Annotated in this window: 26 protein-coding genes; 16 read left to right on the top strand and 10 right to left on the bottom strand. The window is 56.3% G+C overall.

The window, feature by feature from the left end; genetic code table 11:
* Positions 1-11 precede the first annotated feature (11 nt).
* Positions 12-1,406 (top strand): glycoside hydrolase family 1 protein, encoded by a 1,395-nt coding sequence (locus CTZ24_RS02130; protein WP_021184193.1) that lies wholly within the window; start codon positions 12-14, stop codon positions 1,404-1,406.
* Positions 1,407-1,476: 70 nt separating this feature from the next.
* On the opposite strand, the gene licT is transcribed toward CTZ24_RS02130, so the two are convergent.
* The gene (gene licT / locus CTZ24_RS02125; RefSeq protein ID WP_021184192.1) at positions 1,477-2,340 is read right to left on the bottom strand and encodes a BglG family transcription antiterminator LicT; all 864 of its coding nucleotides are present in this window, start codon (positions 2,338-2,340) and stop codon (positions 1,477-1,479) included.
* A gap of 409 nt (positions 2,341-2,749) precedes the next feature.
* Here licT and CTZ24_RS02120 point away from each other — a divergent pair, with 409 nt between their 5' ends.
* Positions 2,750-4,261, top strand: coding sequence for a sialate:H+ symport family MFS transporter (locus CTZ24_RS02120; protein ID WP_021184191.1), 1,512 nt, complete (start codon positions 2,750-2,752; stop codon positions 4,259-4,261).
* An 11-nt stretch (positions 4,262-4,272) separates the two neighbouring features.
* On the top strand, positions 4,273-4,968 hold the full coding sequence (locus CTZ24_RS02115) for an RraA family protein (RefSeq protein WP_021184190.1): 696 nt from the start codon (positions 4,273-4,275) through the stop codon (positions 4,966-4,968).
* 32 nt (positions 4,969-5,000) lie between these two features.
* Here the strand turns inward: CTZ24_RS02115 and CTZ24_RS02110 are convergent, their stop codons facing one another.
* Positions 5,001-5,897, bottom strand: coding sequence for a DMT family transporter (locus CTZ24_RS02110; RefSeq protein ID WP_021184189.1), 897 nt, complete (start codon positions 5,895-5,897; stop codon positions 5,001-5,003).
* 247 nt (positions 5,898-6,144) lie between these two features.
* Between CTZ24_RS02110 and CTZ24_RS02105 the strand changes: the two genes are divergently transcribed.
* Genes CTZ24_RS02105 through CTZ24_RS02090 form a run of 4 tightly spaced genes read left to right on the top strand, consistent with a single transcriptional unit; the run spans position 6,145 to position 9,469 of the window.
* Complete coding sequence (locus CTZ24_RS02105; protein ID WP_021184188.1) at positions 6,145-6,984, top strand: transporter substrate-binding domain-containing protein; 840 nt, start codon at positions 6,145-6,147, stop codon at positions 6,982-6,984.
* An 11-nt stretch (positions 6,985-6,995) separates the two neighbouring features.
* Entirely contained in the window at positions 6,996-7,697 is a 702-nt protein-coding gene (gene pxpB, locus CTZ24_RS02100) for a 5-oxoprolinase subunit PxpB (protein WP_437180276.1), read from the top strand.
* Positions 7,694-8,680 carry a 5-oxoprolinase subunit C family protein gene (locus CTZ24_RS02095; protein WP_208724669.1) on the top strand — a complete coding sequence of 329 codons (987 nt, stop codon included), beginning with the start codon at positions 7,694-7,696 and terminating at the stop codon, positions 8,678-8,680. The genes pxpB and CTZ24_RS02095 overlap by 4 nt, the downstream gene beginning before the upstream one ends.
* Positions 8,681-8,701: 21 nt before the next feature.
* Positions 8,702-9,469 carry a 5-oxoprolinase subunit PxpA gene (locus CTZ24_RS02090; protein WP_208724668.1) on the top strand — a complete coding sequence of 256 codons (768 nt, stop codon included), beginning with the start codon at positions 8,702-8,704 and terminating at the stop codon, positions 9,467-9,469.
* A gap of 169 nt (positions 9,470-9,638) precedes the next feature.
* On the opposite strand, the gene CTZ24_RS02085 is transcribed toward CTZ24_RS02090, so the two are convergent.
* Entirely contained in the window at positions 9,639-10,841 is a 1,203-nt protein-coding gene (locus tag CTZ24_RS02085) for a pyridoxal phosphate-dependent aminotransferase (RefSeq protein ID WP_208724667.1), read from the bottom strand.
* A gap of 493 nt (positions 10,842-11,334) precedes the next feature.
* Between CTZ24_RS02085 and nac the strand changes: the two genes are divergently transcribed.
* The 6 genes from nac (at position 11,335) to CTZ24_RS02055 (ending at position 15,883) form a co-directional block, all read left to right on the top strand.
* Positions 11,335-12,258 (top strand): nitrogen assimilation transcriptional regulator NAC, encoded by a 924-nt coding sequence (gene nac / locus CTZ24_RS02080; protein WP_013507594.1) that lies wholly within the window; start codon positions 11,335-11,337, stop codon positions 12,256-12,258.
* A gap of 109 nt (positions 12,259-12,367) precedes the next feature.
* Positions 12,368-12,784: an acetyl-CoA carboxylase biotin carboxyl carrier protein gene (locus tag CTZ24_RS02075; RefSeq protein ID WP_208724666.1), complete on the top strand. Its 417-nt coding sequence runs from the start codon at positions 12,368-12,370 to the stop codon at positions 12,782-12,784.
* Positions 12,785-12,914: 130 nt separating this feature from the next.
* Positions 12,915-13,667, top strand: a complete 753-nt coding sequence (locus CTZ24_RS02070; RefSeq protein ID WP_013507592.1) for an SDR family oxidoreductase — start codon at positions 12,915-12,917, stop codon at positions 13,665-13,667.
* Between the two features lie 12 nt (positions 13,668-13,679).
* Positions 13,680-14,375, top strand: a complete 696-nt coding sequence (locus CTZ24_RS02065) for an amino acid ABC transporter permease (RefSeq protein WP_021184181.1) — start codon at positions 13,680-13,682, stop codon at positions 14,373-14,375.
* A gap of 5 nt (positions 14,376-14,380) precedes the next feature.
* Positions 14,381-15,136: an amino acid ABC transporter permease gene (locus tag CTZ24_RS02060; RefSeq protein ID WP_021184180.1), complete on the top strand. Its 756-nt coding sequence runs from the start codon at positions 14,381-14,383 to the stop codon at positions 15,134-15,136.
* A gap of 9 nt (positions 15,137-15,145) precedes the next feature.
* Complete coding sequence (locus tag CTZ24_RS02055) at positions 15,146-15,883, top strand: amino acid ABC transporter ATP-binding protein (RefSeq protein WP_021184179.1); 738 nt, start codon at positions 15,146-15,148, stop codon at positions 15,881-15,883.
* A gap of 86 nt (positions 15,884-15,969) precedes the next feature.
* On the opposite strand, the gene CTZ24_RS02050 is transcribed toward CTZ24_RS02055, so the two are convergent.
* From CTZ24_RS02050 to CTZ24_RS02040, 3 genes are all read right to left on the bottom strand, one after another.
* Positions 15,970-17,139 carry a Gfo/Idh/MocA family protein gene (locus tag CTZ24_RS02050; RefSeq protein WP_208724665.1) on the bottom strand — a complete coding sequence of 390 codons (1,170 nt, stop codon included), beginning with the start codon at positions 17,137-17,139 and terminating at the stop codon, positions 15,970-15,972.
* Between the two features lie 10 nt (positions 17,140-17,149).
* Complete coding sequence (locus CTZ24_RS02045; RefSeq protein ID WP_208724664.1) at positions 17,150-18,073, bottom strand: TIM barrel protein; 924 nt, start codon at positions 18,071-18,073, stop codon at positions 17,150-17,152.
* Between the two features lie 180 nt (positions 18,074-18,253).
* Positions 18,254-19,282, bottom strand: coding sequence for a LacI family DNA-binding transcriptional regulator (locus CTZ24_RS02040; RefSeq protein ID WP_208724663.1), 1,029 nt, complete (start codon positions 19,280-19,282; stop codon positions 18,254-18,256).
* Between the two features lie 277 nt (positions 19,283-19,559).
* Between CTZ24_RS02040 and CTZ24_RS02035 the strand changes: the two genes are divergently transcribed.
* From CTZ24_RS02035 to CTZ24_RS02025, 3 genes are all read left to right on the top strand, one after another.
* Positions 19,560-20,438 (top strand): sugar phosphate isomerase/epimerase family protein, encoded by an 879-nt coding sequence (locus CTZ24_RS02035; RefSeq protein ID WP_208724662.1) that lies wholly within the window; start codon positions 19,560-19,562, stop codon positions 20,436-20,438.
* 376 nt (positions 20,439-20,814) lie between these two features.
* A complete protein-coding gene (gene yghU / locus CTZ24_RS02030) occupies positions 20,815-21,693 on the top strand; it encodes a glutathione-dependent disulfide-bond oxidoreductase (RefSeq protein ID WP_021184174.1) in 879 nt (292 codons plus the stop codon).
* A 2-nt stretch (positions 21,694-21,695) separates the two neighbouring features.
* Positions 21,696-21,989, top strand: coding sequence for a DUF1330 domain-containing protein (locus CTZ24_RS02025; RefSeq protein ID WP_208724661.1), 294 nt, complete (start codon positions 21,696-21,698; stop codon positions 21,987-21,989).
* Between the two features lie 57 nt (positions 21,990-22,046).
* On the opposite strand, the gene CTZ24_RS02020 is transcribed toward CTZ24_RS02025, so the two are convergent.
* The 4 genes from CTZ24_RS02020 to CTZ24_RS02005 all read right to left on the bottom strand — a co-directional run bounded on the left by CTZ24_RS02020 (position 22,047) and on the right by CTZ24_RS02005 (position 26,080).
* Positions 22,047-23,135, bottom strand: a complete 1,089-nt coding sequence (locus tag CTZ24_RS02020) for a YncE family protein (RefSeq protein WP_208724660.1) — start codon at positions 23,133-23,135, stop codon at positions 22,047-22,049.
* 150 nt (positions 23,136-23,285) lie between these two features.
* Positions 23,286-24,203, bottom strand: coding sequence for a substrate-binding domain-containing protein (locus CTZ24_RS02015; RefSeq protein WP_021184171.1), 918 nt, complete (start codon positions 24,201-24,203; stop codon positions 23,286-23,288).
* Positions 24,204-24,281: 78 nt separating this feature from the next.
* Complete coding sequence (locus tag CTZ24_RS02010) at positions 24,282-25,061, bottom strand: TIM barrel protein (protein WP_208724659.1); 780 nt, start codon at positions 25,059-25,061, stop codon at positions 24,282-24,284.
* Positions 25,061-26,080, bottom strand: a complete 1,020-nt coding sequence (locus CTZ24_RS02005) for a Gfo/Idh/MocA family oxidoreductase (protein WP_208724658.1) — start codon at positions 26,078-26,080, stop codon at positions 25,061-25,063. Before CTZ24_RS02005 ends, CTZ24_RS02010 begins: the two co-directional genes overlap by 1 nt.
* Positions 26,081-26,260: the final 180 nt, after the last annotated feature.

Here is a 26,260-nt window from a genome sequence, read left to right as displayed (position 1 = left end):
GGAGTTACAAGATGACCTTACGTTTCCCGGATGGATTTTTATGGGGCGGTGCCGTAGCCGCCAACCAGGTAGAAGGCGCGTATCAGACCGGTGGCAAAGGCTTATCCACCTCCGATCTGCAACCGAAAGGCATTTTTGGCGATCGCGTTGAACGCCACGCCGGTGATTTCGGTATCAAAGACACCGCGATTGATTTCTACCACCGCTTCCCGGAAGACATCAAACTGTTCGCCGAAATGGGCTTCACCGTGCTGCGTACTTCAATTGCCTGGACGCGCATCTTCCCACAGGGCGACGAAGCCGAGCCAAACGAAGAAGGGCTGGCCTTTTACGATCGCCTGTTCGACGAGATGGCGAAATACAACATTCAGCCGCTGGTCACGCTGTCGCATTATGAAATGCCGTATGGGCTGATCAAAAAATACGGCGGCTGGGGCAGCCGCACCACTATCGACTGCTTCGAGCGTTACGCGCGCGCGGTATTCACCCGTTTCCAGCACAAGGTGAAACTGTGGCTGACGTTCAATGAAATCAATATGTCGCTGCACGCGCCCTTTACCGGCGTCGGTCTGCCGGAAGAGAGTGACCAGCAGGCGATTTATCAGGCCATCCATCATCAACTGGTCGCCAGTGGCCGTGCGGTCAAAGCCTGCCATGAAATCGTTAAAGACGGCAAAATCGGTAACATGCTGCTCGGCGCACTGCTCTACCCGCTCAGCTGCCGCCCGGCGGATGTGATGGAAACCATGCAGCAGAACCGTGAATGGCTGTTCTTCGGTGATGTGCAGGTACGTGGCTACTATCCGGCCTATATGAAACGCTTCTTTGCCGACCGTCAGATCCAGATCAACATTACCGATCAGGACAAACGCGACCTGCAAAACACCATCGATTACATCTCCTTCAGCTACTACATGACCGGTTGCGTCACCACCAATGAAGAAGAGAATCAGAAAGCGCGCGGCAACATTCTGTCGATGGTGCCAAACCCGCATCTCGCCAGTTCCGACTGGGGATGGCAGATTGACCCGGAAGGGCTGCGTATCCTGATGAACCTGCTGTACGACCGCTACCAGAAACCCCTGTTTATCGTGGAGAACGGTCTTGGCGCGAAAGACAAGGTCGAAGCCGATGGCAGCATCAACGACGACTACCGCATTCAGTATCTCAATGACCATCTGGTGCAGGTGCGTGAAGCGATTGAGGACGGCGTGGAAGTGATGGGCTACACCTGTTGGGGACCGATCGATCTGGTCAGCGCTTCAAAAGCAGAGTTCTCCAAACGCTACGGCTTTATCTACGTCGATCGCGATGATAACGGCAACGGTACGCTGGTGCGCTCACGTAAGAAAAGTTTCTTCTGGTATCAGGAAGTGATTGGCAGCCACGGTGCCTCACTGAAGTAACACAAACACGTAGCGGTGCGATTTATCGCGCCTGTTTTAAAAGACGCGCGATAAATCGCGCCGCTACGAATCAGGCTTCATCGTCCCCGATTTGCAACGCCCGCGTCTCTTTACGCACCCGCTCGATATGGATGGTGAGAAACATCCGCTCCTCATTCGACAAGGCATAGTGGTATTTCTGCTGAATATGCTGATCAACCTTGATGGTGCACTGGTACGCTTCCGGGTACTTGTCGCGCACCACATCATGGAGCGATTCATCCTCGCTGCACACGCCGCGTTTACCCAGCATACGTTGCGCGAAAAATTTCAGATGGTTAACAAAGCGGTTATAGCTCAGGCTTTCAACGCGATAATCGAGTTGCAGGCGATACTTCACAATCTGCAAAATATCCTGCATAAACCGCGTGATATGCGCGACATCTGACATATCGTTATCAAGCTGGGCATTCACCAGATGCATGGCGATAAAACCGGCCTCATCCTCTGGCAGACGTTCACCGAGGCGTTTCTCAATGATCGCCAGTGCCTCCAGCCCCAGCGCGTACTCGTTGGGATAGAGCGTTTTGATCTCCCAGATCAACACATTGCGGATCGGCAAATTTTGCCGATGTCGTTCAATCGCAAAGTTGCAGTGATCGCATAGCGCGATCGACAGACTTTCATGCAATTTCGATCCCAGTTGCTCCCTGGCACGCGCGATGATCAATTCGGTGGTGGTGATCACCTCGATCGGGATCTCCGACAGCAGCTCGCTCAGGCGATTGGTCAGCGTATGGTTTTGCAACGCAAACACTTTTTCGATCAACTGCGCATCCAACGGATCGCCAATGCGCTTGTTGAACGCTAACCCGCGTCCCATCACCACCTGTTCCTGGCCCTGCTCGCCCAGCACGATGGCCACATTATTATTAAGTATTTTCGCAATCTTCATTTGGCACCCTGAAAACGAAAAAACCTGACCTCCCGCGAAGCGAGCTGTCAGGTTTTGCCTGTGTGGAGGAACACAGTAACAATCCGCTCCATCATAAATGCCTGGCATCACACGGCAAGCTGAAATCGGGATAAATGTGACCCGGCTCCGTTTCTTTTCACTGATGATAGCAGAGGGCCATACAATAAATTTATTCCCCCATAATAAAATTCAATAAATTTATTTATCATTGAGTTAAATCAACCCTGATTTTTATTTCGTGATCACTCCACCGTTAGCCGTAACACAACATCCGTAACACGCTATTTATCCGGTAGGCTTCATCAAACAGAAAAATAAACACCCTGAACCGGACGTGCCCGCACGCCCCTTATTTCCCTTACCCTATAAATAACATCAGGAGTCAGCCATGCCTGAAGAAACGACGCTATTACCCTGGTATAAACGGCTGAATCGCCAGCAATGGAAGGCATTCTGGGCCGCATGGATGGGTTATATGCTGGACGGTTTTGACTTCGTCATTATTACCTTAGTCCTGACCGAAATAATGGCGGAATTTAATGTCACCACGGCGGAAGCGGCGGCGTTAATTTCTGCCGCATTTATTTTGCGTTGGTTTGGTGGATTGGCACTCGGTGCTATGGGCGATAAATATGGCCGTAAAAGTGCGATGATCACCAGCATTATATTATTTGCCGGTGGCACGTTCGCCTGCGGTATCGCACCCAATTATACCTGGATGTTTATTGCACGCGTGTTGGTCGGAATCGGCATGGCCGGTGAATATGGCACCAGTTCTGCCTATGCCATCGAAACCTGGCCGAAAGATATGCGCAATAAAGCCAGCGCCTTCCTCAATTCCGGCTTTTCTGCGGGGGCTATTTTGTCGGTGCTGGCGTATAGCTGGGTGGTTCCGCTGTGGGGTTGGCGCTCGCTGTTTTACCTCGGCATTATCCCGGTGTTTTATGCCCTGTGGCTGCGCCGCGCCATTCCGGAAGCCGAAGAGTGGGCGGCGGCCAAAGCCAAAGCTGCCAAACCCGCGGAAACCATGATCGACACGCTGTTTCGTGGGCCAAACCGCTTACGTAACACCCTCAACCTGCTGCTGGGATTGGCCGCCGCCGTGTCGCTCTACTTCTGCTTCGACCACCAGACCTCCGGGGTGGTGACCGGCGTGCTGGCGGTGATCATCGCGGCAATCTTTATCCGTTTTCTGGTGCAGAGCGGCGGCGAGCGCTGGCCCACCAGCCTGATGCTCACCGTCACTATCGTCTGCGTGTTTCTTTACGGCTGGCCGATCCACGCGCTGCTGCCTACTTACCTGAAAACCGAGTTGCACTACTCGCCAGAAGTGGTCGCGCTGGTGTTCTCCTTTAGCCGCTTCGGCATGGGCCTTGGCTGCTGCGTGGCGGGGATCGCCGCCGATCGCATCGGTACGCGCAAAACCTATGTACTGAGTCTGCTGATCGCCCAGATGATCATCATCCCGGTATTTATGCTCAACGGCTCCAGCGTCTGGTTACTGTGTCTGCTGATCTTCCTGCAACAACTGTTCAGCCAGGGCGTCGGCGGCCTGCTGGCGAAGATGATCAGCGGCTACTTCGATACCGAGCAGCGCGCAGCCAACCTCAGCTTTATCTACAACATCGGCTCACTCGGCGGTGCACTCGCGCCGGTGCTGGGTGCGCTCATCGCGCAGCACGCCTCACTGGGTAGCGCGCTTGGCGGCCTGTCGTTTGGCCTGACCTTCGTCGTGATGTTGTTGATTGGCTTTGATATGCCGTCGCGCGTGCAGCGCTGGTTAAAACCGCAGGCGCTGCGTCACTACGACACCGTCGATGGCACCCCACTTGCTGGCGCGTTCACCCGTGAAGAACGTGCCGCCCAGCATCTTACCCCGCTTAACTCAGGCAAACCCTGAAAGGAGAGAACATGACCGCAGGAAACCGCATTTATTTACGTCGCCCGGCTGATGCTGAACCGCTACTGGAAACCTTCCGCACCCTGCCAGCTGCCGTGGTCGCAGATTGTATGAGCCGCCTGCCCGCCCTGTCAGCGGAGATCAGCCTGAAAACGGCCCCACAACAACCGATTATGTGTGGTCTGGCAGTGACGGTAAAAGCCCGTTCAGGCGACAACCTGATGCTACACAAAGCGCTGGATATCGCCGGGCGCAACGATGTGATTATTCTGTCGAACGAAGGTGATCGCAGCCAGTCGCTGATGGGTGAAGTCATGGCGACCTATGCAAAGCAGCGCGGCATGGAAGGGATTGTGCTGGATGGCCCGGTGCGCGACATCGACGGATTATCACGCATGGATTTCCCGATCTACGCAGCCGGAGTCACGCCGGGTGGCCCCTTTAAAGACGGACCGGGTGAGATCAACGTGCCTATCGCCTGCGGCAAAATCCATGTCTCTCCTGGCGATATCATCCTCGGTGATGCTGATGGCGTGATTGTGATCCCACGCCAGGATGCAGCACGTATCCTGGAAGATGCGCTGGCGTATTTACAGGTGGATGAGCGCAACTTTGAGCTGGCGAAAACCGGCTCACTGGAGCGCGGTTGGCTGGATGAGACGCTGCGCAGTAAGAAGGTGGAGATTATTGACGATATTTATCGTTAACAGGAATCGCGCCGCGAGGATGCGGCGCGATTTTACACCAGCGCCAACTTCCGCTGCCGTTGCTCACGCCACACGGCAAAAATCCCGGCCAGCGCCACAATCGATGCGCCAAACAGCGTGGTGGGACCTGGCAGGCTATTAAGGAACAGGTAACCTACCACCATCGACCATACCAGGGTGGTGTAATCAAACGGGGCCAGCAGCGAAGCATCCGCGTAACGCAGGCTGAGCGTGACCAGAATCTGTGCCAGACCGCCAAACAGCCCGCAACCAACCAGCAGCAGCAGTTGCGTGCCACTGGGTATGGTCCAGCCAAACACGATAGTGGCAAGGCCGATCACCGTGGTCATCAGTGAAAAATAGAACACAATCGCGCCGGGTTTTTCGATGCCATTCAGAAAACGAATTTGCACGTTGGAGGTGGCGGTGCAGACCGCAGCCACCAGCGCGCACAACACGCCGATACCCGCGCTGGCATGAGCGGCACTGGCGGAGAACAGCGTCAGTTTGGACGACAGCATGATCAAAATGCCGGACAGGCCGACCATCACCGCCAGCCAGCGCGATGCCCTGACCCGCTCTTTCAGCAGCACCGCCGCCATGATCACGGTAAACAGCGGCGCGGCGTAGCTCAGTGCAGTGGCATCCGCCAGCGAGATATACACCAGCGCCAGATAGTTAAAGTACATGCCACCAGTGCCGGAAAAACCCCGAATCAGATGACCGAACAGATTGCGGGTTTTCAGGTTTTCCAGCACGTTCCCCTGAATTTTCAACCATATCAGCAGTGGAAACAGCGCGACAAAACTGCGGAAAAAAATCACTTCCCCGGTGGGTATGGTGCCGTTCAACCCTTTCACACACGCCAACATCAGCGTTGAACACAGCGCCGCCATTATCTTCAGTACTACGCCTAATCTGGCATTCATTGCTTTGACCCTATTCTCTCTCTACCACTCGCAACCGACTTGATTGCCGAGAGGACAACGCGCATACCATATGGAGAGACTGCGGGCCGCGATAACACTATTTTGCTCTGCCTGAATAGCAATAACTTATCGTCCACCGTCATAGCATTTCGCTATCGCGCGACAGGGTTTCCCTCTTATTCGCCGCAAAACAAAGCCGATATAGTCCAGGAAACGCGAATATTGACGGATTACCGAGGGGAATCACATGACCATGAAAAGACGTACCACCATCGGGCTGGCGCTGCTGCCGCTGCTGGCTATCTCTTCCGCCCATGCTGACCTGATGGCAAACATTAAGTCGAGCGGCGAACTTAAGTGCGCAGTCTATTCCGACGTGCCACCCTTCTCCTCGCCGGATCCGCAAACTCGCCAGTTGGCTGGCATGGACGTTGACCTGTGCAACGCGCTGGCAAAACAGATGGGGGTCAAAGTCACCCTGGTGCCGACTTCCGTGGAAGCGCGTATCGCAGTGATCGCCACTGGCCGCGCCGATGTCCTGATCGCTAACCTTGCCTACACCAAAACCCGTGGCAACCAGATCCAGTTCAGCGACCCGTACTATGTCGCCAAAGAGATGCTGCTGGTGAAAGCGCCGCTGGCCGACAAGCCGCTGAGTTACTTTAAAGGTAAGCGCATCAGCGCCACCAAAGGCACCACCTCAGAACAATCTATCCACCTGAAAGGCGCACGAGCAGTGACCTTCCAGGACACCGCCTCGGCTTTCCTCGCGGTGGAACAGAACAAAGCATTGGGCTTTGTCACCAACACCATGACCGGTATCAAGATGATCACCCAGGCGAAAAAAGACGGTATCGATCTGGCGATGATCAAAGAACCGATGGCGCTGGAACCGATTGGTGTCGGCATGAAACGTGACGAGCCAGCGTTGTTAGCCAGCGTCAACAGCGGCCTGAAAGCGATGGACGATGACGGCACCATCGACAAAATCTGGGACACCTGGATTGGGCCAAAGACCGAATACAAAATGGTGCGTGAGGAGCGCGTTCAGCCGCTCTCCAGTCTGAAATTTGAACCGCTGGAATAACCATGCCCGTGATGTCGCCATCTGATATCAAGCCCGCCAGCGCTCCCGCGCTGGCTTGCTCCTCTACCATTACCCTCTCCACCATTGGCGCACGCGCCTGGCTGGTGGAAGCACCGGGCGGTTTTGATTTGCCCTCACAACGTCGCGTCTGGTCGCTGGCACGATTGCTCGCCAGTGGCGAAGACGTTGAATCACTGATCCCTGGGGTCACCAATCTGCTGGTGCTGTTTCGCCAGATTCCCCCCGATGAGACTGCGGTGCGCGCCCGACTGCATGCCGCCTGGGAACAGGCGCAGGCCATCCATCCGCAGGGCAAACTGATTGAGATTCCGGTGGATTACGGTGGCGAACACGCGATCGATCTCGATGCCGTTTGCCGACATACCGGTTTCAGCGCGCGCGAAGTGGTACGTCGTCATCATCAAAGCCAATACACGGTATTCGCCCTCGGCAGCGCGCCGGGCTTTGGGTATCTGCATGGACTGGACCCGCAGCTGGCAACGCCACGCAAAAAAGTACCGTCGCTCAGCATGCTGAAAGGCACCGTCACCATTGGCGGCGCGCAGGCAGGCGTCTCGGCGCTGACCGGCCCGAATGGCTGGAACGCGATTGGCTATGCCGAACTGGAGGTGTTTGATCCCCTGGCGGACTCACCGGCGTTGATGGCCCCCGGCGATCGCATTCGCTTTCTGCCGCAGAGGATTGAACTGTGATTGAGATTGAACAAAGCGGTGCGCTCAATACGGTGCAGGACTTAGGCCGTTTCAACTATCGCCATATGGGCGTGTCGGTGAGCGGCGTGATGGACCCACTGGCGTTGCGGGCAGGCAACCTGCTGCTCGGTAACGAGGAAAATGCCGCCGCGATTGAAGTGCAACTGTTTCCATTTCGCGTGCGCTTTTTGCAGGATACCAGCATCGCCGTGACCGGCGCTGACTGTCGCGCCACGCTGGATGGCAACCCTCTGCCGCCCTGGTGGGGTTGCGGCGTTCGCGCCGGTCAGGTGCTGGAGCTACGCTACCCGCGCAGCGGCGCCCGTGGATATCTGTGCATTGCCGGTGGTATCGATGTGCCCGTGGTGCTGGATTCGCGCAGTACCGCGCTGCGCGGTGCCTTCGGTGGACATCATGGCCGGGCATTGCAGCGTGGCGACCAGTTACCCCTTGGCGCGACAACCGGCCCGGCATTACCGCAGGCGGGTATCGGTATCGAACCTCCGGAAAGCGCGCTGGGTACCTGGTTCCCGCGTAATAACGCCGGTGAGATCCAGCTACGCGCCATTCCCTCCGGCGAGTACGCATTGTTTGCTGAAGACGCCGCGCGTTTCTGGCAGCAATCCTGGCAAGTTTCCAATCAAAGTAACCGTACCGGTTACCGGCTGTCAGGAGATCCGATCTTCCCGTCACACACGGTGGAGATGCGATCCTATGGCCTGATCCCCGGAATCGTACAGGTGCCTCCGGCCGGTGAGCCGATCATCCAGTTAAGCGATGCCAATACCGCCGGTGGTTATCCCAAGATCGCCGGGGTGATCGAGCAGGATCTGTGGCGACTCGGTCAGATACTGCCCGGCCAGTCCATTCAGTTGGTAAAAAGTGATGCGCGTGAAGCCATCGCCATCGAACAAGAAGTGACGCGCTGGCTCACCCGGCTGCGTCTGAGCTGCCTGCCGCTGCGCAAGGCCGTGGGCGTTTAACCCTGGCAAGGAACCAAAACGATGAAGATTGATGTCAATTCCGATATGGGAGAAGGCTTCGGCGTTTATCAACTGTGTGATGACGCCGCACTGATGCAGGTGGTGTCATCCGCCAATATTGCCTGCGGTTTTCATGCCGGTGATCCCACGATCATGACCAACATGGTCCGTCTGGCGAAGCAGCATGGCGTGGGGATTGGTGCACATCCGGGCCTGCCGGATCGCCAGGGGTTTGGCCGCCGTGAACTGCCTTTTTCCGCTGACGAAATTTGCCAGCAGGTGGCGTATCAGCTGGGTGCATTGATGGCGATTGCCCGTGCCGAAGGCACTCAGGTTGCCCATTTCAGCTTCCACGCAGCGATGGGCAATATCGTTAACCGTGACGCCGCGCTGGCGCAGCAAGTGATGGAGCTGGTGGCGCGTATTGATAGCTCGCTGATTATCTTCGCCCAGCCGGATACCATTATTGAACACGCTGCGCAGGCCGCCGGTCTGAAAACCCTGACGCTGTTCCTCGCCGACCGCGCTTACGATGCCCAGGGGCGTCTGGTGCCGCGTGGTATCGCCGGCTCGGTGATTAAAGAAGAAAGCGCGCTGCGCGCCCGTGTGCGCCAGTTTCTGCAACGCGGCACCGTCACCACCCTTGAAGGTGAAGAGATCGCGGTACGCGCCCGCTCAATTCTGGTCCACAGCGATACACCCGGTTCACTGGCGCTCGCCACCATCGTGCGCAGCGAGATCGAAGCCAGTGGTCATCAGGTGGCTCCGGCGACTGAAGTGCTGGCCTGATACCCTCACCCCGGCCCTCTCCCGCAAGCGGGAGAGGGAGAAGGGAGAGAGATGCAAGATTTGCTCGGTCGGTCCCCCCTCCCGCAAGCGGGAGAGAGATGCAAGATTTGCTCGGTCTGTCCCCTCTCCCGCTTGCGGGAGAGGGTTAGGGTGAGGGTTAAGGCAATCCTTACCGGCAACCGGCACAAAACGCCGCAATACGATCACAGCCTGTCTGCAAACGTTCCATGCTGGTGGCGTAGGACAGACGGATAAACGGACTCATGCCGTAAGCCGCCCCCTGCACCGTCACCACATGTTGCTCCTCAATCAATGCCAGTACGAAATCGGCATCGTTGTTGATCTGACGGCCACCCGCGCTGACTTTACCGATATAACCCGCGATATTAACGAACAGATAAAACGCGCCTTGTGGCTTATGGCAACGCAGACCATCAATTGAGGTCAGACGTTCCAGCACGTAATCGCGACGTTCGCGGTAGATACGTGCACGTTCCTGCAACAGATCCTGTGGGCCTTCCAGCACCGCCACTGCGGCGGCCTGAGTCAGGGTGGTCACGCCACCACTGTTCTGGGTATTAACGTTGCTCATCGCCTTGATCAACGGAGCCGGGCCGCCGCAAAAGCCGAGACGCCAGCCAGTCATTGAGTACGCTTTTGACACACCATTCACCGTCAGCACCCGGTCATACAGACGCGGTTCAACCTGCGCCAGGGTATAAAAACGCACGTCGTCATAAATCAGATGTTCGTAGATATCATCCGTCATGATCCACACCTGCGGGTGACGCAACAGCACTTCTCCCAACGCCTGCAACTCTGCTTTGCTCGCCACTGAACCGGTCGGGTTACTGGGGTAGTTGAGCAGCAGCCATTTGGTTTTATCGGTGATCGCCGCTTCCAGCTGCGCCGGAAGCGGTTTAAAACCATTCTCCTGGGCGCACGGCAGCGGCACCGGGATACCACCGGCGAATTTCACGATATCGGCATAGCTGATCCATGACGGCGTCGGGATCACCACTTCGTCGCCCGGATTGATGGTCGCCAGAATGGCGTTGAAGATGATCTGCTTGGCACCGCCAGCCGTAAGGATCTGGCTGACGTCATAATCCAGCTGGTTATCACGTTTAAATTTCAGTTGGATCGCTTTACGCAGGGCTGGCGTGCCATCGGTGGGTGGATAACGGGTATCCCCCGCGCGCGCCGCCGCATAAGCCGCCTCAATGGCGTGGTCCGGCGTTGGAAAATCGGGTTCGCCGGTGGAGAGTGCCACCACATCAATGCCCTGCGCCGCGAGATCGCGTGCTTTTTGGGTCATGGCGACGGAGGCGGAAACAGTCACATTCTTTAGTCGATCGGCTATCTCGGGCATGGGGAACACTTCCCTCTCTCAGTGTCAGCAGAAACGGCGCGGCACGCCAAAACGCGCGCGGCCAGCAAAGTTCTCTGAGCATAGGTTTTCGCCCACAACCACCGCTAATAGTGCTTTGTTGTGGTGATATAACACAAAACGATGACAGGACCGGCTGCACACTTTTGCAGCAAAGTCAGCGCATTGCCCGGAAATGCGCGGCGGGTCACGCAGCGCGCGCGTCAGATATGTTAAAAAACTGTTACTTTCAAGCCGCTACGCGCGCCATCGTGGCGCATTGCTCCCATCAGCCATTGGTAACGCTAATGGGAAAATGCACCAAAATTGTGCAAAACATCCTGTCTGAACATTTGTTGAGCAGGCAGTAAGTCAACTCAGCAAAAGCCTTAGGAGGCATGTGCGCCGTACCCTCCTGCCTGAGTTCAATCACTAAACCTTATTCTGGCATCAACTTTGCTTGATGCTGATATGCGTTCCGTTGGAGGGAGTGACCATGAATCTTCGCCGTCTTAAATACTTCGTCAAGATTGTCGATGTCGGCAGTCTGACGCAGGCCGCCGATATTTTGCATATCGCCCAGCCCGCCCTGAGCCAGCAGCTGGCAACGCTGGAAGGGGAAGTGAACCAACAATTGCTGATCCGCACCAAGCGCGGCGTCACCCCTACCGAAGCGGGTAAAACGCTCTATTCTCACGCCCAGTCCATTTTGCGCCAGTGCGAACAGGCGCAAAGTGCGATTGATCGTGTCGGGGCGTCGCTCAGCGGCAGCGTCTCAGTCGGCCTTGCGCCCGGCACGGCAGCGCAAAATCTCGCCCTGCCGCTGATGATGGAAGTGCAGCAGCAGCATCCCGGTATCGTGCTTTATTTCAACGAGAACTTCGGCACCACGCTGAGCGAGCTGATCATGAACGGTCGCATGGACATGGCGGTGATCTATGACCATCGCAATATCCACGGCCTGCGTTTTATGCCGCTGATGAAGGAAGATCTGTGCTTCGTCTGTCCGTTCAGCCTGGCGAAACCGATGAAAGAGATCCGTCTGGCAGAAGTGGCGCAGTACGATCTGTTCCTGCCGCGCATCTATAACATCATGCGTAAGGTGCTGGACGATGCCTTTGTGCAGAATAACCTGCAATATCGTGTTAAGTGCGAGATCGAATCACAAACCACGCTTAACGCCGCACTGACTGCCGGTCTGGGTGCCACCATCATGCCCGAATCCGCTGCGCGGGCGATGTTGAAAACCTCAGACTCGTGGATGGCGAAGATTGTCGAGCCAGATGTACAAGCCTCGTTGTCGTTCTGCATGTCCGATCATCTGCCGCTGTCGCAACCGGCAGAAGCCGTTAAATCGATTCTGTTGTCGCTGATGTCACGGCGCAACGTGGAAAACCATCCCCTGACGCTGGTGGGATAAGCCTCGCTTATTACCGCAAAGCGAAACCCTCTTACTGCCCGTCTGACGAACGCGCTAGATTGACTGCGTTAGCTGCCCGCTCCGGCGGGCTTTCTTTGACGGGAACCCTATGGAAAAAACTGCAATACCGCTGCCGACGCTGCGTGCCGTCGCGCGCAAAATGCAAACCGCCGGGCTGAGCCACCTCACGTTGGGCGGCAAGGCGTGGTCGGTAAAAATGACCTTTGCCGCTGTGCCCCCCTCTACGCCTCAACCGGTTCCCGCACCGCCGAACGCGCTGCGCCCGGTCGGCGCCCCCATGCCCGGTACGCTGCGGTTACGCCATCCGCTAAGTCAGCAGGATTTTGTCCAGCCCGGACAGGTCGTCAAACCCGATGATGTGCTCGCACTGGTGCAGGTTGGCCCGCTCTATTTACCGGTCATCAGCCCGGTAAACGGCACGGTACAAAACGTGGTAATCAACGACGGCTCACCGGTAGAATACGAAGAAGAAATACTGATAATTCATGATCATAACCAGGAATAAGCGCGGTTATAAGGGTCGCTTATTGCCTCAAAATTTTTATGTCTTATCCCCATTGAACATAACTGCATAAAGTCAGAAAAAGATCAGAAACGCGCCGCTGCCCCAGGCCCGGCGATGACAGGAGAGGCAAATGCCATTTTCAGATTACAAAACCGCACTGGTCACTGGCGCATCCGCCGGGATGGGTGAAGCCATTGTTGAGCGTCTGTGCCAGGAAGGCATTACCGTTCATGCCGTGGCACGCCGCAAAGAACAACTGGCGGCGCTGGCCGAACGTACCGGCTGTATCCCACACGCGGTGGATGTCAGCGATCTCAGCGCACTGACCGCCCTGTGCCAGGACCTGCAAATCGACATTCTGGTGAACAACGCCGGGCTGTCGCATCCGGGTTCGATTCTGGATGCCGACGAAAACGTGATTGAAACCCAGGTGGATGTCAACCTGCGCGCCGTGCTGCACCTGTGCCGGCTGCTGGTGCCGGGCATGGTGGCACGCGACCGTGGTCATGTGTTCAACATCACCTCCATCGCCGCAATTTACAACTTTGGCGGCAACTCGGTGTACCACGCCACCAAAGCCGGGGTCCATGCCCTGTCGCGTCAGCTGCGCGTCGACTGCTATGGCAAACGTGTGCGTATCACCGAGATCTGTCCGGGCCGCGTCGCCACCGATATTTTCGGCAACGTCTCTGGCGATCACGAAGAAGCGCGCCGTCGCTTTATCGATGGCTTTGAACTGCCGCAGGCGAAAGATATCGCCGACTGCGTAGCCTTTGCCCTCTCTGCGCCAGTGGCGGTGAATATCGGCAATATCGAAATCACCCCGACGTTGCAGGTACCGGGCGGCCTTTCCACCATGCGACCGGGCGACCGCGCCGAGTAATGAGGTAACACTATGGCACTCGATTTCAGCAGTGTGATAACCGGCCACTTCGGCCAGATGATCGTTGACGGAACGGTGGTCACTCTTGAACTGGCGTTGGGTGCCTGGCTGCTGGCGATGATCCTCGCCATGCTGCTGGTGGTGATCCGCCTGACCGATCAACGCATCGCGGTCGGACTGGTGAAGGCCTATGTTTCTTATCACCGCAATGTCCCGACGCTGATTCAGTTAATGATGTGGTATTTCGCCATTCCGACGCTGCTGCCGGAAGCGCTGCAAATGTGGATTAACAACCTCAACGCCGAATTTCTGTTTTCACTGGTGGCGCTGGGGCTGTGTCAGGCGGCGTACTTCTCGGAAGATATTCGCAGCGGTCTGCGCGCTATCCCGGATGGACAGAACGAAGCGGCGCGTGCGCTGGGGATGGGTTATGTGCGCGCCATGTGGTCGGTGATCCTGCCACAGGGGATTCGTAACGCGCTACCGGCGCTGATTAACCATACGGTGCTGCTGTTCAAAAACACCAGCCTGGCGATGGTGATTGGTGTGGCGGAACTGACCTATGTCACCCGCGATATTGAGAACCAGACCTTCCGCACCTTCGAGTCCTATTTTGTGGCAACCGTTGGCTATCTGTTCTTCTCCCTGATGCTGATGGGCCTTGGCGCGCTACTGGCCCGCCGCTTTCAACGCGTCTATGCGAGGTAATGGCGATGTTTGAGATGTTCACCATTTTGCATGACAACGGCATGCTGCTGTTAATGGGCCAGTACCCGAACGGGCCACTGGGCGGGGTGCTCTGTACCCTGGTGATCTCGCTGCTGGCGGTATTGCTGGCCTTCCCTGTGGGCGTGTTGCTGGGGTTGGCGCGTCTGTCGCCGTGGCGCTGGCTGAGCTGGCCCGCCACCTGCTGGGTCTATCTGCTGCGCGGCATCCCGCTGATGATGGTGGTGTTCTGGACCTACTTCTGCGTACCGCTGTTGATTGGTCACAACATCAGCGGCTTCTCCACCATGCTGTGTACGCTGGTGATTTATGAGAGCGCCTATATCGCCGAGATCGTGCGTGGCGGTATTCAGGCGTTACCGCACGGGCAGTACGAAGCAGCGCGTGCATTAGGCATGGGCCACATCAAGACCCTGCGTCTGGTGATCCTGCCGCAGGCGTTGTTTAACACCCTGCCAAGTCTGGTAAGCCAACTGGTTTCGATCATCAAGGACAGCACCCTCGGCTACGTGATTAACGTGCCGGAGCTGACATTTGCGGCCAACCAGGTCAGCAACCAGTTACTGACCAAACCTTTCCAGGTGTTCGCCATCGTGGCGCTGAGCTACTACATCATCTGCTTCAGCCTGACGTGGCTCGCCAACAAACTCGAAGCGCGCCTTGCGCAGAAACGTCGTCAGTCACCGGTGGAGACGCCCACGGTAGCACCGGCGGTGATGATGACTAAAACCCAATCGCAATAAGGAACCGCTATGAGACCGATGATTCTGTTTAATCAGGTCAACAAATGGTACGGCGCGTATCAGGCGCTGACTGACCTGAGTGCCGAGATCAATCCCGGCGAAGTGGTGGTGGTCTGTGGCCCCTCCGGTTCCGGTAAATCGACACTGATCCGCACCGTTAATCGCCTGGAGCCAATTGAAGGTGGCCAGATTGTGTTTGACGGTATCGATATCCACGGCAGCAGCACGCGTTTGAATCAGCTGCGTACCCGTATCGGTTTTGTGTTCCAGAGCTTCAACCTGTTCCCCCACGTTTCCGTGGCCGAGAACATTATGATGTCACCGATGAAGGTACTGGGCGTGAAGCGTTCAGAGGCACGTCAGCAAGCGGGGGAACTGCTGGAACGAGTTGGCCTGTCGCACAAGGCGGATGCTTATCCGGCGCAGCTTTCCGGCGGTCAGCAACAACGCGTGGCGATTGCCCGTGCGCTGGCGATGAAGCCACCGGTGATGCTGTTTGATGAACCGACATCAGCACTCGATCCCGAAATGGTGGGTGAGGTGCTATCGGTGATGCGCGGCCTGGCCCAGGAGGGGATGACGATGATGTGCGTCACCCACGAGATGAACTTTGCCCGTGAAGTGGCGGATACCATCTGGTTTATGGATCAGGGGCAGATTCTGGAAAAGGCCACGCCGGACAAGTTCTTCACCCAGCCGCAGCACCCGCGCGCGCAACGCTTCTTAAGCGATTTGCGCTCGCATTGATGTAAAGGGCGCGATAAATCGCGCCACTACGGTTCTGCATGCACGGTTTGTAGCGGCGCAATTTATTGCGCGTACGAAGGTTCGATTCAGCAATCAACCCACACCGCACCGGCATCGGCGGATTGCACGCACTGCTCCACCCAGCGCACCCCCATCAGCCCGGCATGCACATCGGGATACCAGAAATCGCGCAGGAAGGTTTGGTCATCCCGGTCAGTCGCATCCATCGCCAGCGCAAAACGGCGATAGAGATTGGACCAGGCTTCAAACAGCCCTTCAGGATGCCCCCCGCCAATACGATCTTCCTCTAAAGCGCGGCTGTGCAGATACCCCATACCGCGCTCCAGGATCTGCACCGGCTGCCCCTGCACTTCATAACGAAGCTGGTTTGGCTGTTCATCCCACCACTCGAGGCTGGCTTTTTCACCAATCACGCGCACTTTCTGGCCGTGCATCGAACCACAGTTCACTGCCGACGCCCACATGGTGCCTACCGCGCCGTTGTCATACTCCATCATCACAAAGGCGTTATCTTCCAGCGGTGCCCGACTTTTGACGAAACTCTGGCGGCTACACAGCAGGCGTTTAACTTTCAGCTTCGGCACCATAGTTTCGGCGATAAACAACGGATGCGTCGCCAAATCGCCCAGCACATAGCTGGGGCCGACAAAACGAGGATCGACGCGCCATTTGGTGCTGGCATTTTGCAGCTCCACGGCCTCGTTATGAAAGCCGTGAGCAAACTGCATATTAATGATGCGAATCTCACCCAGCAGCCCTTCGGCGATCATCTCCCGCGCCTGATGAATCAACTGATGTCCGGCGTAACCGTAGGTCACACCGATGATTTTTTTCTTCTCAGCGCAAAGTCTTTCCAGCTCGTCGGCCTCGGCAGCGCTGAAGCACAGCGGCTTTTCACACACCACATGCAGCCCGGCATTGAGCGCCGCCCGGCAGATAGCAAAGTGGGTGTTATTAGGCGTGGCGATGGACACCGCTTCAATGCCGTCGGCGCGTGCCGCTTCAGCAGCAAACATCGTCTCGTAATCGGCATAGCAGCGATCTTCCGCCACCCCCAGCGTTGTGCCAAAGGCCCGGCCCCGCACGGCGTCGATATCAAACGCCCCAGCCTGTAAGACAAAATTGCCGTCGCGCAGCGCGGCAGAACGGTGAATGTAACCAATCTGGCTGGTGCCACCGCCGCCGACCATACCCCAGCGCAGTGAACGATCGAGAGCTTTTGTACCGTTAATCATGATGTTGTCCTCAGAATCCGACTGATTGCAGATAGTGCAGGCTGGCTGTGACGTCGCGCAGGCTGGTGTCAGCATGGCGCGGATCGCGTTCCTGTTCGATGGTGATCCAGCCCTGATAATCGCGTTCCGCAAGGAAGGCGCGCACCGCCGGATAGTTAATCGCCCCTTTGCCAATCGGACACATCACCCCTTCGGCACAGGCAGCAAAGAAGTCGATGCCGCGAGCGATAACATCGCGCCATACCGCCTCGTTCACGTCTTTGAAGTGCAGATAATCGATGCGATCCCAGTAGCGATTGAGGTAGGGAATCGGGTCCATGCCTGAGTAGTACAGATGGCCAGTATCGAGACACAAACCCGCCACCTCGTGCGGGATATCCTGCACCAACTGTTCCAGTTCATCGGCGAATTCAATGCAGCCTCCGGCATGAGGATGGATCACCGCGCGTACGCCATATTCACTCCAGGCGATCTCACTCAGGGTGGTGATGTGCTGCATCATGCGTTGCCAGTCTTCCGGGGACAGGCGTGGCGCTTTATCCGACTGACCGGCATATTTCGCGCGCTGCGGATTACCAAAATCGATTATCACCAGATAGGGAGCCGGCGCGTTCTGCGCATGGGTTTTCTCAGCCGTCGGCACCTGGGAGAGATTGCGGCAGATATTGTGGGTCAGTTCCACCATCGCCGGGAAATTGGCTGCACTGACCAGATCGTCGAAAATTGTGCCCGCTACCAGCGACAGCCCGTAATGTTCCAGTTGCTGGCGTAGCTCGCTGGCCTCCACCGGCAGATAGCTCCACGGCCCCAGCTCAATGCTGCGATACCCGGCTTGTGCCGCTTCGCTCAGGACTTTTTGCCACGGCGGCAGGTAAGGATTTTTCGGATCATCGACGCCCCAGCTACAGGGCGCATTGGCGATATGGATAGTCATGATCGTTCCTTGCTGTGATTGATGCAGCAAGTATCAAATAAAAATTTCATCCACAACAAGCATGAAACTTTCATTTTTTGATAGCGATCAAGTTATTAATTATCATTTAAATGATAGGTTATCTATCATTTGGCGCGATAAATCGCGCCGCTACGCCTAAGCAGCGGCTATCGCGCGTTTTTACAAATTCTCCCGTGTGACAATATCGAACGGCAGTGTGACCTGCATAAAATGCTCGCTGCCATCCGCCTGATGCTGTTGCAGGGTTTGCACCAGGGTAGTTGCCAGACCCTCAATACGATGACGCAGCATCACCGTGATGGTGCCATCAATCAATGCCAGATCGCCGTCACTGACCGGGCCATGACAAATCAGCGCCACGCGACGCTGCGGTTGCTCGCGCAGCGCGCGAATGACCCCTTCAATCCCGCCGCACGGCGCAAAAATCAGCGCCAGATCGGCATGTTCATCCAACAAACGACGCGTTGCCAGATAACCCCCGTCAATCGACTCATGGGTTTTGAGTGGTTCCAGCACCTGACGCGCGTTGTCCTGCTCGCGCAGGTAAGAACGGAAACTGATTTCACAACTCTCCTGGCAGGTAAAACGGTGGTCCCCCACCAGCACCCCTACCGGTCCCGGCTGATGCAACAGATGCGTCGCCATCCAGCCTGCGGTGCGTCCGGCCTTCTGGTTATCCAGCCCGAAATAACCGGCATGACCACAGGGGGAGAAGTTGGAAAACAGCGCATATACCCGCACGCCCTGACGCGATACCGTTTCGATCGCCCGGCGAATCAGCGGATGGTCAAGCGCCACCAGCCCGATGACATCCACCTGTTGCGCCAGCGTATGCAGCGAGGCCACCACCGCATCCACATCGTCAATATCGTGCCAGCAAAACTGTGCTTCGCTACCGGCGGGATGTAACGGCTGTGTCTGCTGACGTAACGCGTCAGTGAGCGACTGATAAAACGAATAATTTTTTGCCAGCAGAATAAACCCCATACGCAACGCGACAGCAGGCGTTAAAGCCCGGCTGCTGAGTAACGGCATCAGGTCAGCGCGATAACCCAGACGCCCCGCCGCTTCCAGCACCTTCTTCTCGGTGGCGGCGCGCACCGGCGCACGACGGTTAAGCACGCGATCAACCGTCGCAACACCGACACCCGCAGCGGCGGCAATCGCATTCATGGTGATTTTACTCATACAAGATATCCGTGATAGAAAATTATCAAAAAATAATACCCGGATGACATCAAAAGTGCGAATAATTCGCGCCAGGAATCGTCATATAATCGTAATTTCTGATAGAGAATCCCTCATAAATTTGACCACCATCGCAAAAACGAAACGAAGATTACAAGACAACCTACTTTTCGGAATAAATGTTTGATAATTATTCTGCCTGACAACGCTTGTGGTGAGGGGTGGATTTGCTTCAGCAAAGCGTTAAAGCAACCGGCTTAACGCGCAGGAGAAAACAATGAAAATCGCTTTTGACGTGGATGTAATCCGCGACCTGGGGATCACCCGCATGGTGCAGCAGGTGGCGGAATGGGGCTACAAATACATCGAACAGTCGCCCCATCCACAAATTAACCCGTTCTATAAACACCCGAAAGCCAGCCGCGAAATCATCACCGAATATAAGAACGCGCTGCGCTCCACCGGTGTGGAGATCTCCTCGTTTATCGTGGTGTATCGCTGGTCTGGCCCGGACGAAGCCCGCCGTCAGGCGGCGGTGAAGAACTGGAAGCGGATGATCGAGATCGCCGTGGAAATGGGCGTGCCGGTGATCAATACCGAGCTGTCCGGCAATCCCAATGAACCGGAGATTTGCGAAGAAATGTTCTACCGTTCGATGGAGGATCTGCTGCCCATTATCGAACGCGAAGGCATTCGCGTGGAAATCCAGGCCCACCCGTGGGATTTCTGCGAGGAGAGCAACGAAACCGCTGATATCGTGAAATCTTTCCACAGCGATAACGTGAAGTATATCTACAGCGCGCCGCACACCTTTTTCTACGACAAAGGCAAAGGCGATGTGAAAAGCATGCTGCATTATGCCGGTGACGATCTGTCGCATATGTTGATTGCCGACACCATGAACCACACCAAACATTGCCGCTATATCGTCAACCCGCCGGGGGTTGATGCCACCATCCACCAGCATGTCGGCGTGGGTGAAGGTGAAGTCAATTTCGATGCACTGTTCGAAGCGTTACGCGAGATGGATTTTGCCAAACGTACTTTTAAGGTCGGCGGCGAATCGATTATCTCGGCAGCGTTGTTTGGTTATCCGGAAAAAATGAAGTACCAGGCGGTGGAAACCCGCGAGCTGATTGAACGCGAGTTGCTTTGAGTTAGGTGCGCTTTGTTACCCTCACCCTAACCCTCTCCCGCAAGCGGGAGAGGGAACCGATCGAGCATTTGGCACTTCTCCCTCTCCCTTATGGGAACCGTTCGAGCATATGGCACATCTCCCTCTCCCTTATGGGAACCGTTCGAGCATATGGCACATCTCCCTCTCCCTTATGGGAACCGTTCGAGCATATGGCACATCTCCCTCTCCCTCATGGGAGAGGGCCGGGGTGAGGGTATCAGCACGCACCAACCCCACCAACCCCACCTCAACACCGGACTTTGCATCTCACCGCCAGCGCGGTTAAATCGCCTGTGACTGCGGCTGCTACACTCAGTGGCAGCAAAAAATGCAACCACAACAAGGCGAAATCACTATGTCGGAACATCAGTATCAGCCCGCAAAAGTCTGGACCTGGGACCCGGAAGCCAAAGGCAACGGCGCGAAAACCAACCGTCCGACTGCCGGGCCGACGCATGAGAAGACCCTGCCGGTCGGCAAACATCCGCTTCAGCTTTATTCGCTGGGCACGCCAAACGGCCAGAAAATTACCATCCTGCTGGAAGAACTGTTGGCGCTCGGCGTGAAAGAAGCCGAATACGATGCCTGGTTGATTCGCATCGGCGAGGGCGATCAATTCTCCAGCGGCTTCGTTGAGGTCAACCCTAACTCTAAAATCCCGGCACTGCGCGACCACTCGGTTAACCCGCCGCTGCGCGTGTTTGAGTCCGGCAACATCCTGCTGTATCTGGCGGATAAATTTGGTCACTTCCTGCCGAAAGATGTGGCGGGCCGCACCGAAGCGCTGAACTGGTTGTTCTGGTTGCAGGGTTCAGCCCCCTACCTTGGCGGCGGTTTTGGCCATTTCTATTTCTACGCGCCGGAAAAAATCGAATACGCCATCAACCGCTTTACCCTCGAAGCGAAACGTCAGCTCGACGTGCTGGATCGTCAACTGGCGGATCACCGCTATCTGGGCGGCGACGAATACAGCATCGCCGATATCGCCACCTGGCCGTGGTACGGCAACCTGATACTGAATAATCAATACGACGGCGCTGAGTTCCTGGATGTGCAGTCATATAAAAATGTGGTGCGCTGGGCGAAAGAGATTGCGCAGCGTCCGGCGGTCATCCGTGGCCGTAAGGTGAACCGCGCCTTTGGTGCCGCGCCGGAAGATCAGTTGCTGGAACGCCATGATGCCTCCGATTTTGATACCAACACCGAAGACAAACGCCAGGCGCGAGGAGAGTAACAGTGAGCGCATATGTGATTTTTATCCGCGATGAAACCCTGAACGACAGCGAAATGGCCACCTACGCGCAGAAAGCGGGGGAAGCACGCGGTGATCATCCGATTAATCCGCTCGCCTTTTACGGCGCGCTGGAAACGCTGGAAGGTCCACAAGCCGAGGGCGTGGTGGTGCTGGAGTTCCCGGATATTGATGCGGCAAAAGGCTGGTATTACAGCCCGGCCTACCAGGAAGCGAAAGAACATCGTCTGAAAGGGGCGAACTATCGCGTGTTGCTGGTGCAGGGCGTCACAGCGTAGCGGCGCGATTTATCGCGCTTATTCATTGAGGGCGGTGTCACCACCGCCCTTTACCTGTCAATTCAACGGGATACGCACCACGCTATCCGGTCCTTTCGCAGAATGATCTTTGTTGAATCCCTGCTTCACCGTCACGAATAACGTCTGACCATCCGGCGACACCAGCAAGCTGTTGGGATGGGTCGGCAGCGTCCAGCTATTTTTCACCGCATAGCTGGTGGCATCGAGTTGCAGCACTTTGCCCGATTCACGCTGGCTGATGTAGATCTCATTGCGTTTGGTATTGAACTTAATACCCAGCGCGTCCCCGTCGATACGCTTGATCACCTTGCCAGTATGCTCATCAAATACCAGCGTGGTTTTCGCTTTGGAGTTGTCAGTGACAAACAGGCGGCCGGTGGCCGGATCTTCCGCCAGATTCAGCAGCAGGTAGGTTTTGTCGTCGCCCGGCGTCCAGCGCTGTTCGATCTTGTGATTACGCGGGTTGATCACCAGGATCTCGCCACTGCCGTTGGCCGCATAGATACGATTGGTCACTGAGGAGTAAAGCAGACCGGTGACCCACTTCCCGGCATTTTTAATGGTGGTTTTCAGCTTAAAGGTTTTGGCATCCACCACCCAGATCAGGCCCGGATCGGCGACTCCGCCGATATACAGCAGGCCATCATGCAGCATGATTTCACGCGCGCCCGTCGGGAAGCCTTTGTCATTGATCAGGCCAAACTTCAGACGCTGCAACACCTTGCCGCTTTGCACATCAACTTTTGAAATCCCGCCATCCAGAGTATTGGTGACATACAGCAGGCTGCCGTCCGGCTCCATCGTCATGCCGAAGTTTTTCAGGTCGGTATGGGTTTCGCCGAGGGTTTTCAGCGTGGCCGGATCAAGACGGTAGATCACCCCACCGTTGACGCCTTTAAAACTCTGGGCACTGGCGACATACAGCGAAGCTGTGCTGCCAGGAACATACGCCATCTCATACAGGCCTTCCGCCAGTACGCGCTGCTGCACATTGCTGGCAACCGGTTGTGGGGCGACGACCGGGGCAGCGGCTTTTTTTGCCGGTGCCTGGCAGGCCGTCAGACTGAGCGCCGTCACCACGGCCAGCGCCACGCCCGCGATACGCAGATTGAACAAGGATTTCATTCTTAGCTCCATCAGGGAGTTATAAAAAGAATGAGAATCATACGTATTAACGATTGGCGAGTAAACGTAACGCTGATTATTCGTCACAGCGCAATAATTGCGCCGCTACAAGCCAGCAAGAACCGTAGCGGCGCGATTTATCGCGCAATATTAATTCGCCGCCACAAACTGCGTGTAATTTTCCGGCGTAATGGTTTTATAAGGCACCCAGTTGTAAACCTGCACTTTTTGCTTATCCAGCAACGCTTTGGTCACCTGCACCGCCCCCGTTGCCTGCCCTTTAGCATCCTGGAAAATCGTCAGCACCATTTTGCCGTTCTTCACGAACTGCTGCCCGTCCGGTGTGCCATCAATACCCGCAACGAGGATCTTTTCATTCTTCGCCTGATTCAGCGCCATAATCGCGCCAATGGCCATCTCATCGTTGTTCGCAGCGATGGCATCAATCGGACGCTGGTTAAGCAGCCAACTCGACACCACATCCACCGCTTCATTGCGTTGCCACTTCGCACTTTGCTTCTCGACCACCTTCATATCTTTGTACTTGGCGATCACCGCTTCTACCGCCCTGGTACGCTCACGCGCTTCCTCGTTGGACAGCGCGCCCATCAGAATCGCCACGTTGCCTTTGTAATTCATCTTTTTCGCCAGCGCCTCCATCTGCATTTCTCCACCCAACGCAGAATCTGAACCGACGTAGGCCATATCCGCAGGCAGCTTCACCTCCGGCTTACGGTTAACGAAGATCAGCGGAATACCGGCATTCTTCGCGGCGGTGATCATCGGCAGCACCCCCTGGGTATCCACCGGATTGAGGATAATCGCGTCCACCCCCTGGTTGATAAAATCGTCCACCTGCTGCACCTGGAGCGCCACATCGCCTTTGGCATCCACAAACTGACCCTTGAGCTGATTAGCTTTCAGTTCGGCTTCCATCTGGGTGCGTAAAATGGACACAAAATTGAGGTCGAAGTTAGCCAGGGCCACACCGACGGTGAAGGTCTTTGCGCTAACACTCAGGCTGAACAACAACGAACAGAGCAGGATAAATAAGCTTCTGATTTTCATGATAGTTTCCTGTAGGGTTGAGATTTTATTGTTGTGTTTTAACGCCGGGCAACAGGCAAATACCCGGCAGGGTAACGCTTATAAACTGAAGTGATCGCGGAACTGTGTCAGCGCGGCAGTGCTGTCGCCACTGGCCCATCCCTCCATCGCCACCGTGCCCTGATAGCCGATCTCGTGCAACGTGCGGGCAATGGCGCGATAGTTGATTTCCCCGGTGCCCGGCTGCTGACGCCCCGGCACATCAGCCACCTGGATCTCACCAATCGCCGGGCCAGCGCGACGGATCAGTTCGATCAGGTTGCCTTCGCCAATCTGCGCGTGATACAGGTCGAGATTCATCTTCAACGCCGGACTGTTCACCGCCTCCACCAGCGCCAGGGTATCGGCGGCCAGGGCAAACGGCGTACCGGGATGGTCAACCGGCAGATTAAGGTTCTCCAGCGTGAACACGCGTCCTGCCCGTTCGCCGAGTTGGGCGACTTTGCGTAGCGTGTCAGCGGCTTTCAGCCACATCGCGCCAGTCACCACCTCTACCGGTTTGACCGGCAGCCCCTGGTCATCCAGCCCGGTGCCGTGCAGGTTCAGTCCCGGACAGTTAAGCCGCGCCGCCACCGCCAGCGAGGCTTCGGCACTTTGTAACAACTCAGCGATGGCATCATCGTCGGTCAGGTTGCCGGTCAGATAGCCGGTCATGGAAGTAAAACGCGCCCCGGTAGCCGCCAGCGCTTCAATATCCTTATTGGCCCAGCCCCAGATTTCGACGCCAAAACCCAACGCATGAATACTTTTAACGCGTTCAATAAACGGCAGATCGAGAAACACCATCTCGGCGCAGACAGACAGTTGATAGCTCGCCATTAGCGACCTCCCAGCGTGATCGGTTGGTTGCGTTGCACGGACTCAATACAGGCCAGCGCGATTTCCAGTGCGTTGCGTGCATCTGCACCGGTGGCACGCGGGGTTGCGCCGGTACGAATGCAACGCGCGAATTCCGTCATCTCTGCCACATAGGCTTCACGCAGCAGGTCGGAGTCCAGCCGTGAGGTATCAATCGCGATGCCACCCGCGTGATAACGCACGCAGTGGTTGGCATTGATGTGCCCGGCCTGCAACATCCCTTTGCTGCCAAATACTTCGCCCCGCACGTCATAGCCGTATACCGCCTGGAAGTTGGCTTCGGCGGTAGCAATCGCCCCATTGTCGAAACGAATCGTCACCACTGAGGTATCCAGTAACCCTTTATCTTTAAAATCCGGCCGCACCAGCGCATCAGCCAACGCATAGACCTGTACCGGCTTTGCATGCGGATTGAAGTGCAGCAGGGTGTCGAAATCGTGAATCAACGTCTCGAGGAAGATGGTCCACGGTGGGATCGGGGAAGGATCGCGCAACGCTGGGTCACGCGTCACCGAACGGCTGAGTTGGGTGACGCCATTCTCTCCGGCTTCCACCGCGGCGATGGCCGCCGCAAACCCTGAGTCAAAACGACGGTTGAATCCCACCTGCAACACCACACCGGCACTTTTCGCTGCGGCAATGGCACGGTCGGCTTCATCCATCGTCACCGCCATCGGTTTCTCGCAAAACACATGCTTACCCGCCTGCGCCGCTGCAATCACCCATTCGGCATGGGTACGTGCTGGCGCGGCAATCGCCACCGCATCAATCTCCGGGTCCTGCAACAACGCGTGCAGGTCACTAAAGGCTTTCGCCACCCCCAGTTGCTGCGCCAACCGTTCCGCCGCGCCAGGCTGGGGATCGGCGATGGCGGCCAGCGTCGCTCCCGGTACCCGGTACGCCAGGTTTTCCGCGTGGAAGCTACCCATGCGACCGGCACCAATCAAGCCAACGCGTACAGGTTTGGAATCAAAACTCATTGCTAACTCCTTGTTATTTTGGAGGCATCCCGAATGGATGCGGCCTGTACCGGGGTTATTGCAAAGCCAATGCCAGGTGGAAATCGGCGAAATGTGTGAGACACCACACAGATACAGCTCACAAACTGGCAACAAAATTTACATGTCAACTTCACATGTAAATAAAATGTACATTCCATC

Origin of the sequence: Pantoea phytobeneficialis, assembly GCF_009728735.1 — a bacterium.
Classification (GTDB): domain Bacteria; phylum Pseudomonadota; class Gammaproteobacteria; order Enterobacterales; family Enterobacteriaceae; genus Pantoea; species Pantoea phytobeneficialis.
The sequence above is the reverse complement of the archived record's forward strand: the minus strand, read 5'-3'. Positions and strand labels throughout refer to the sequence as shown.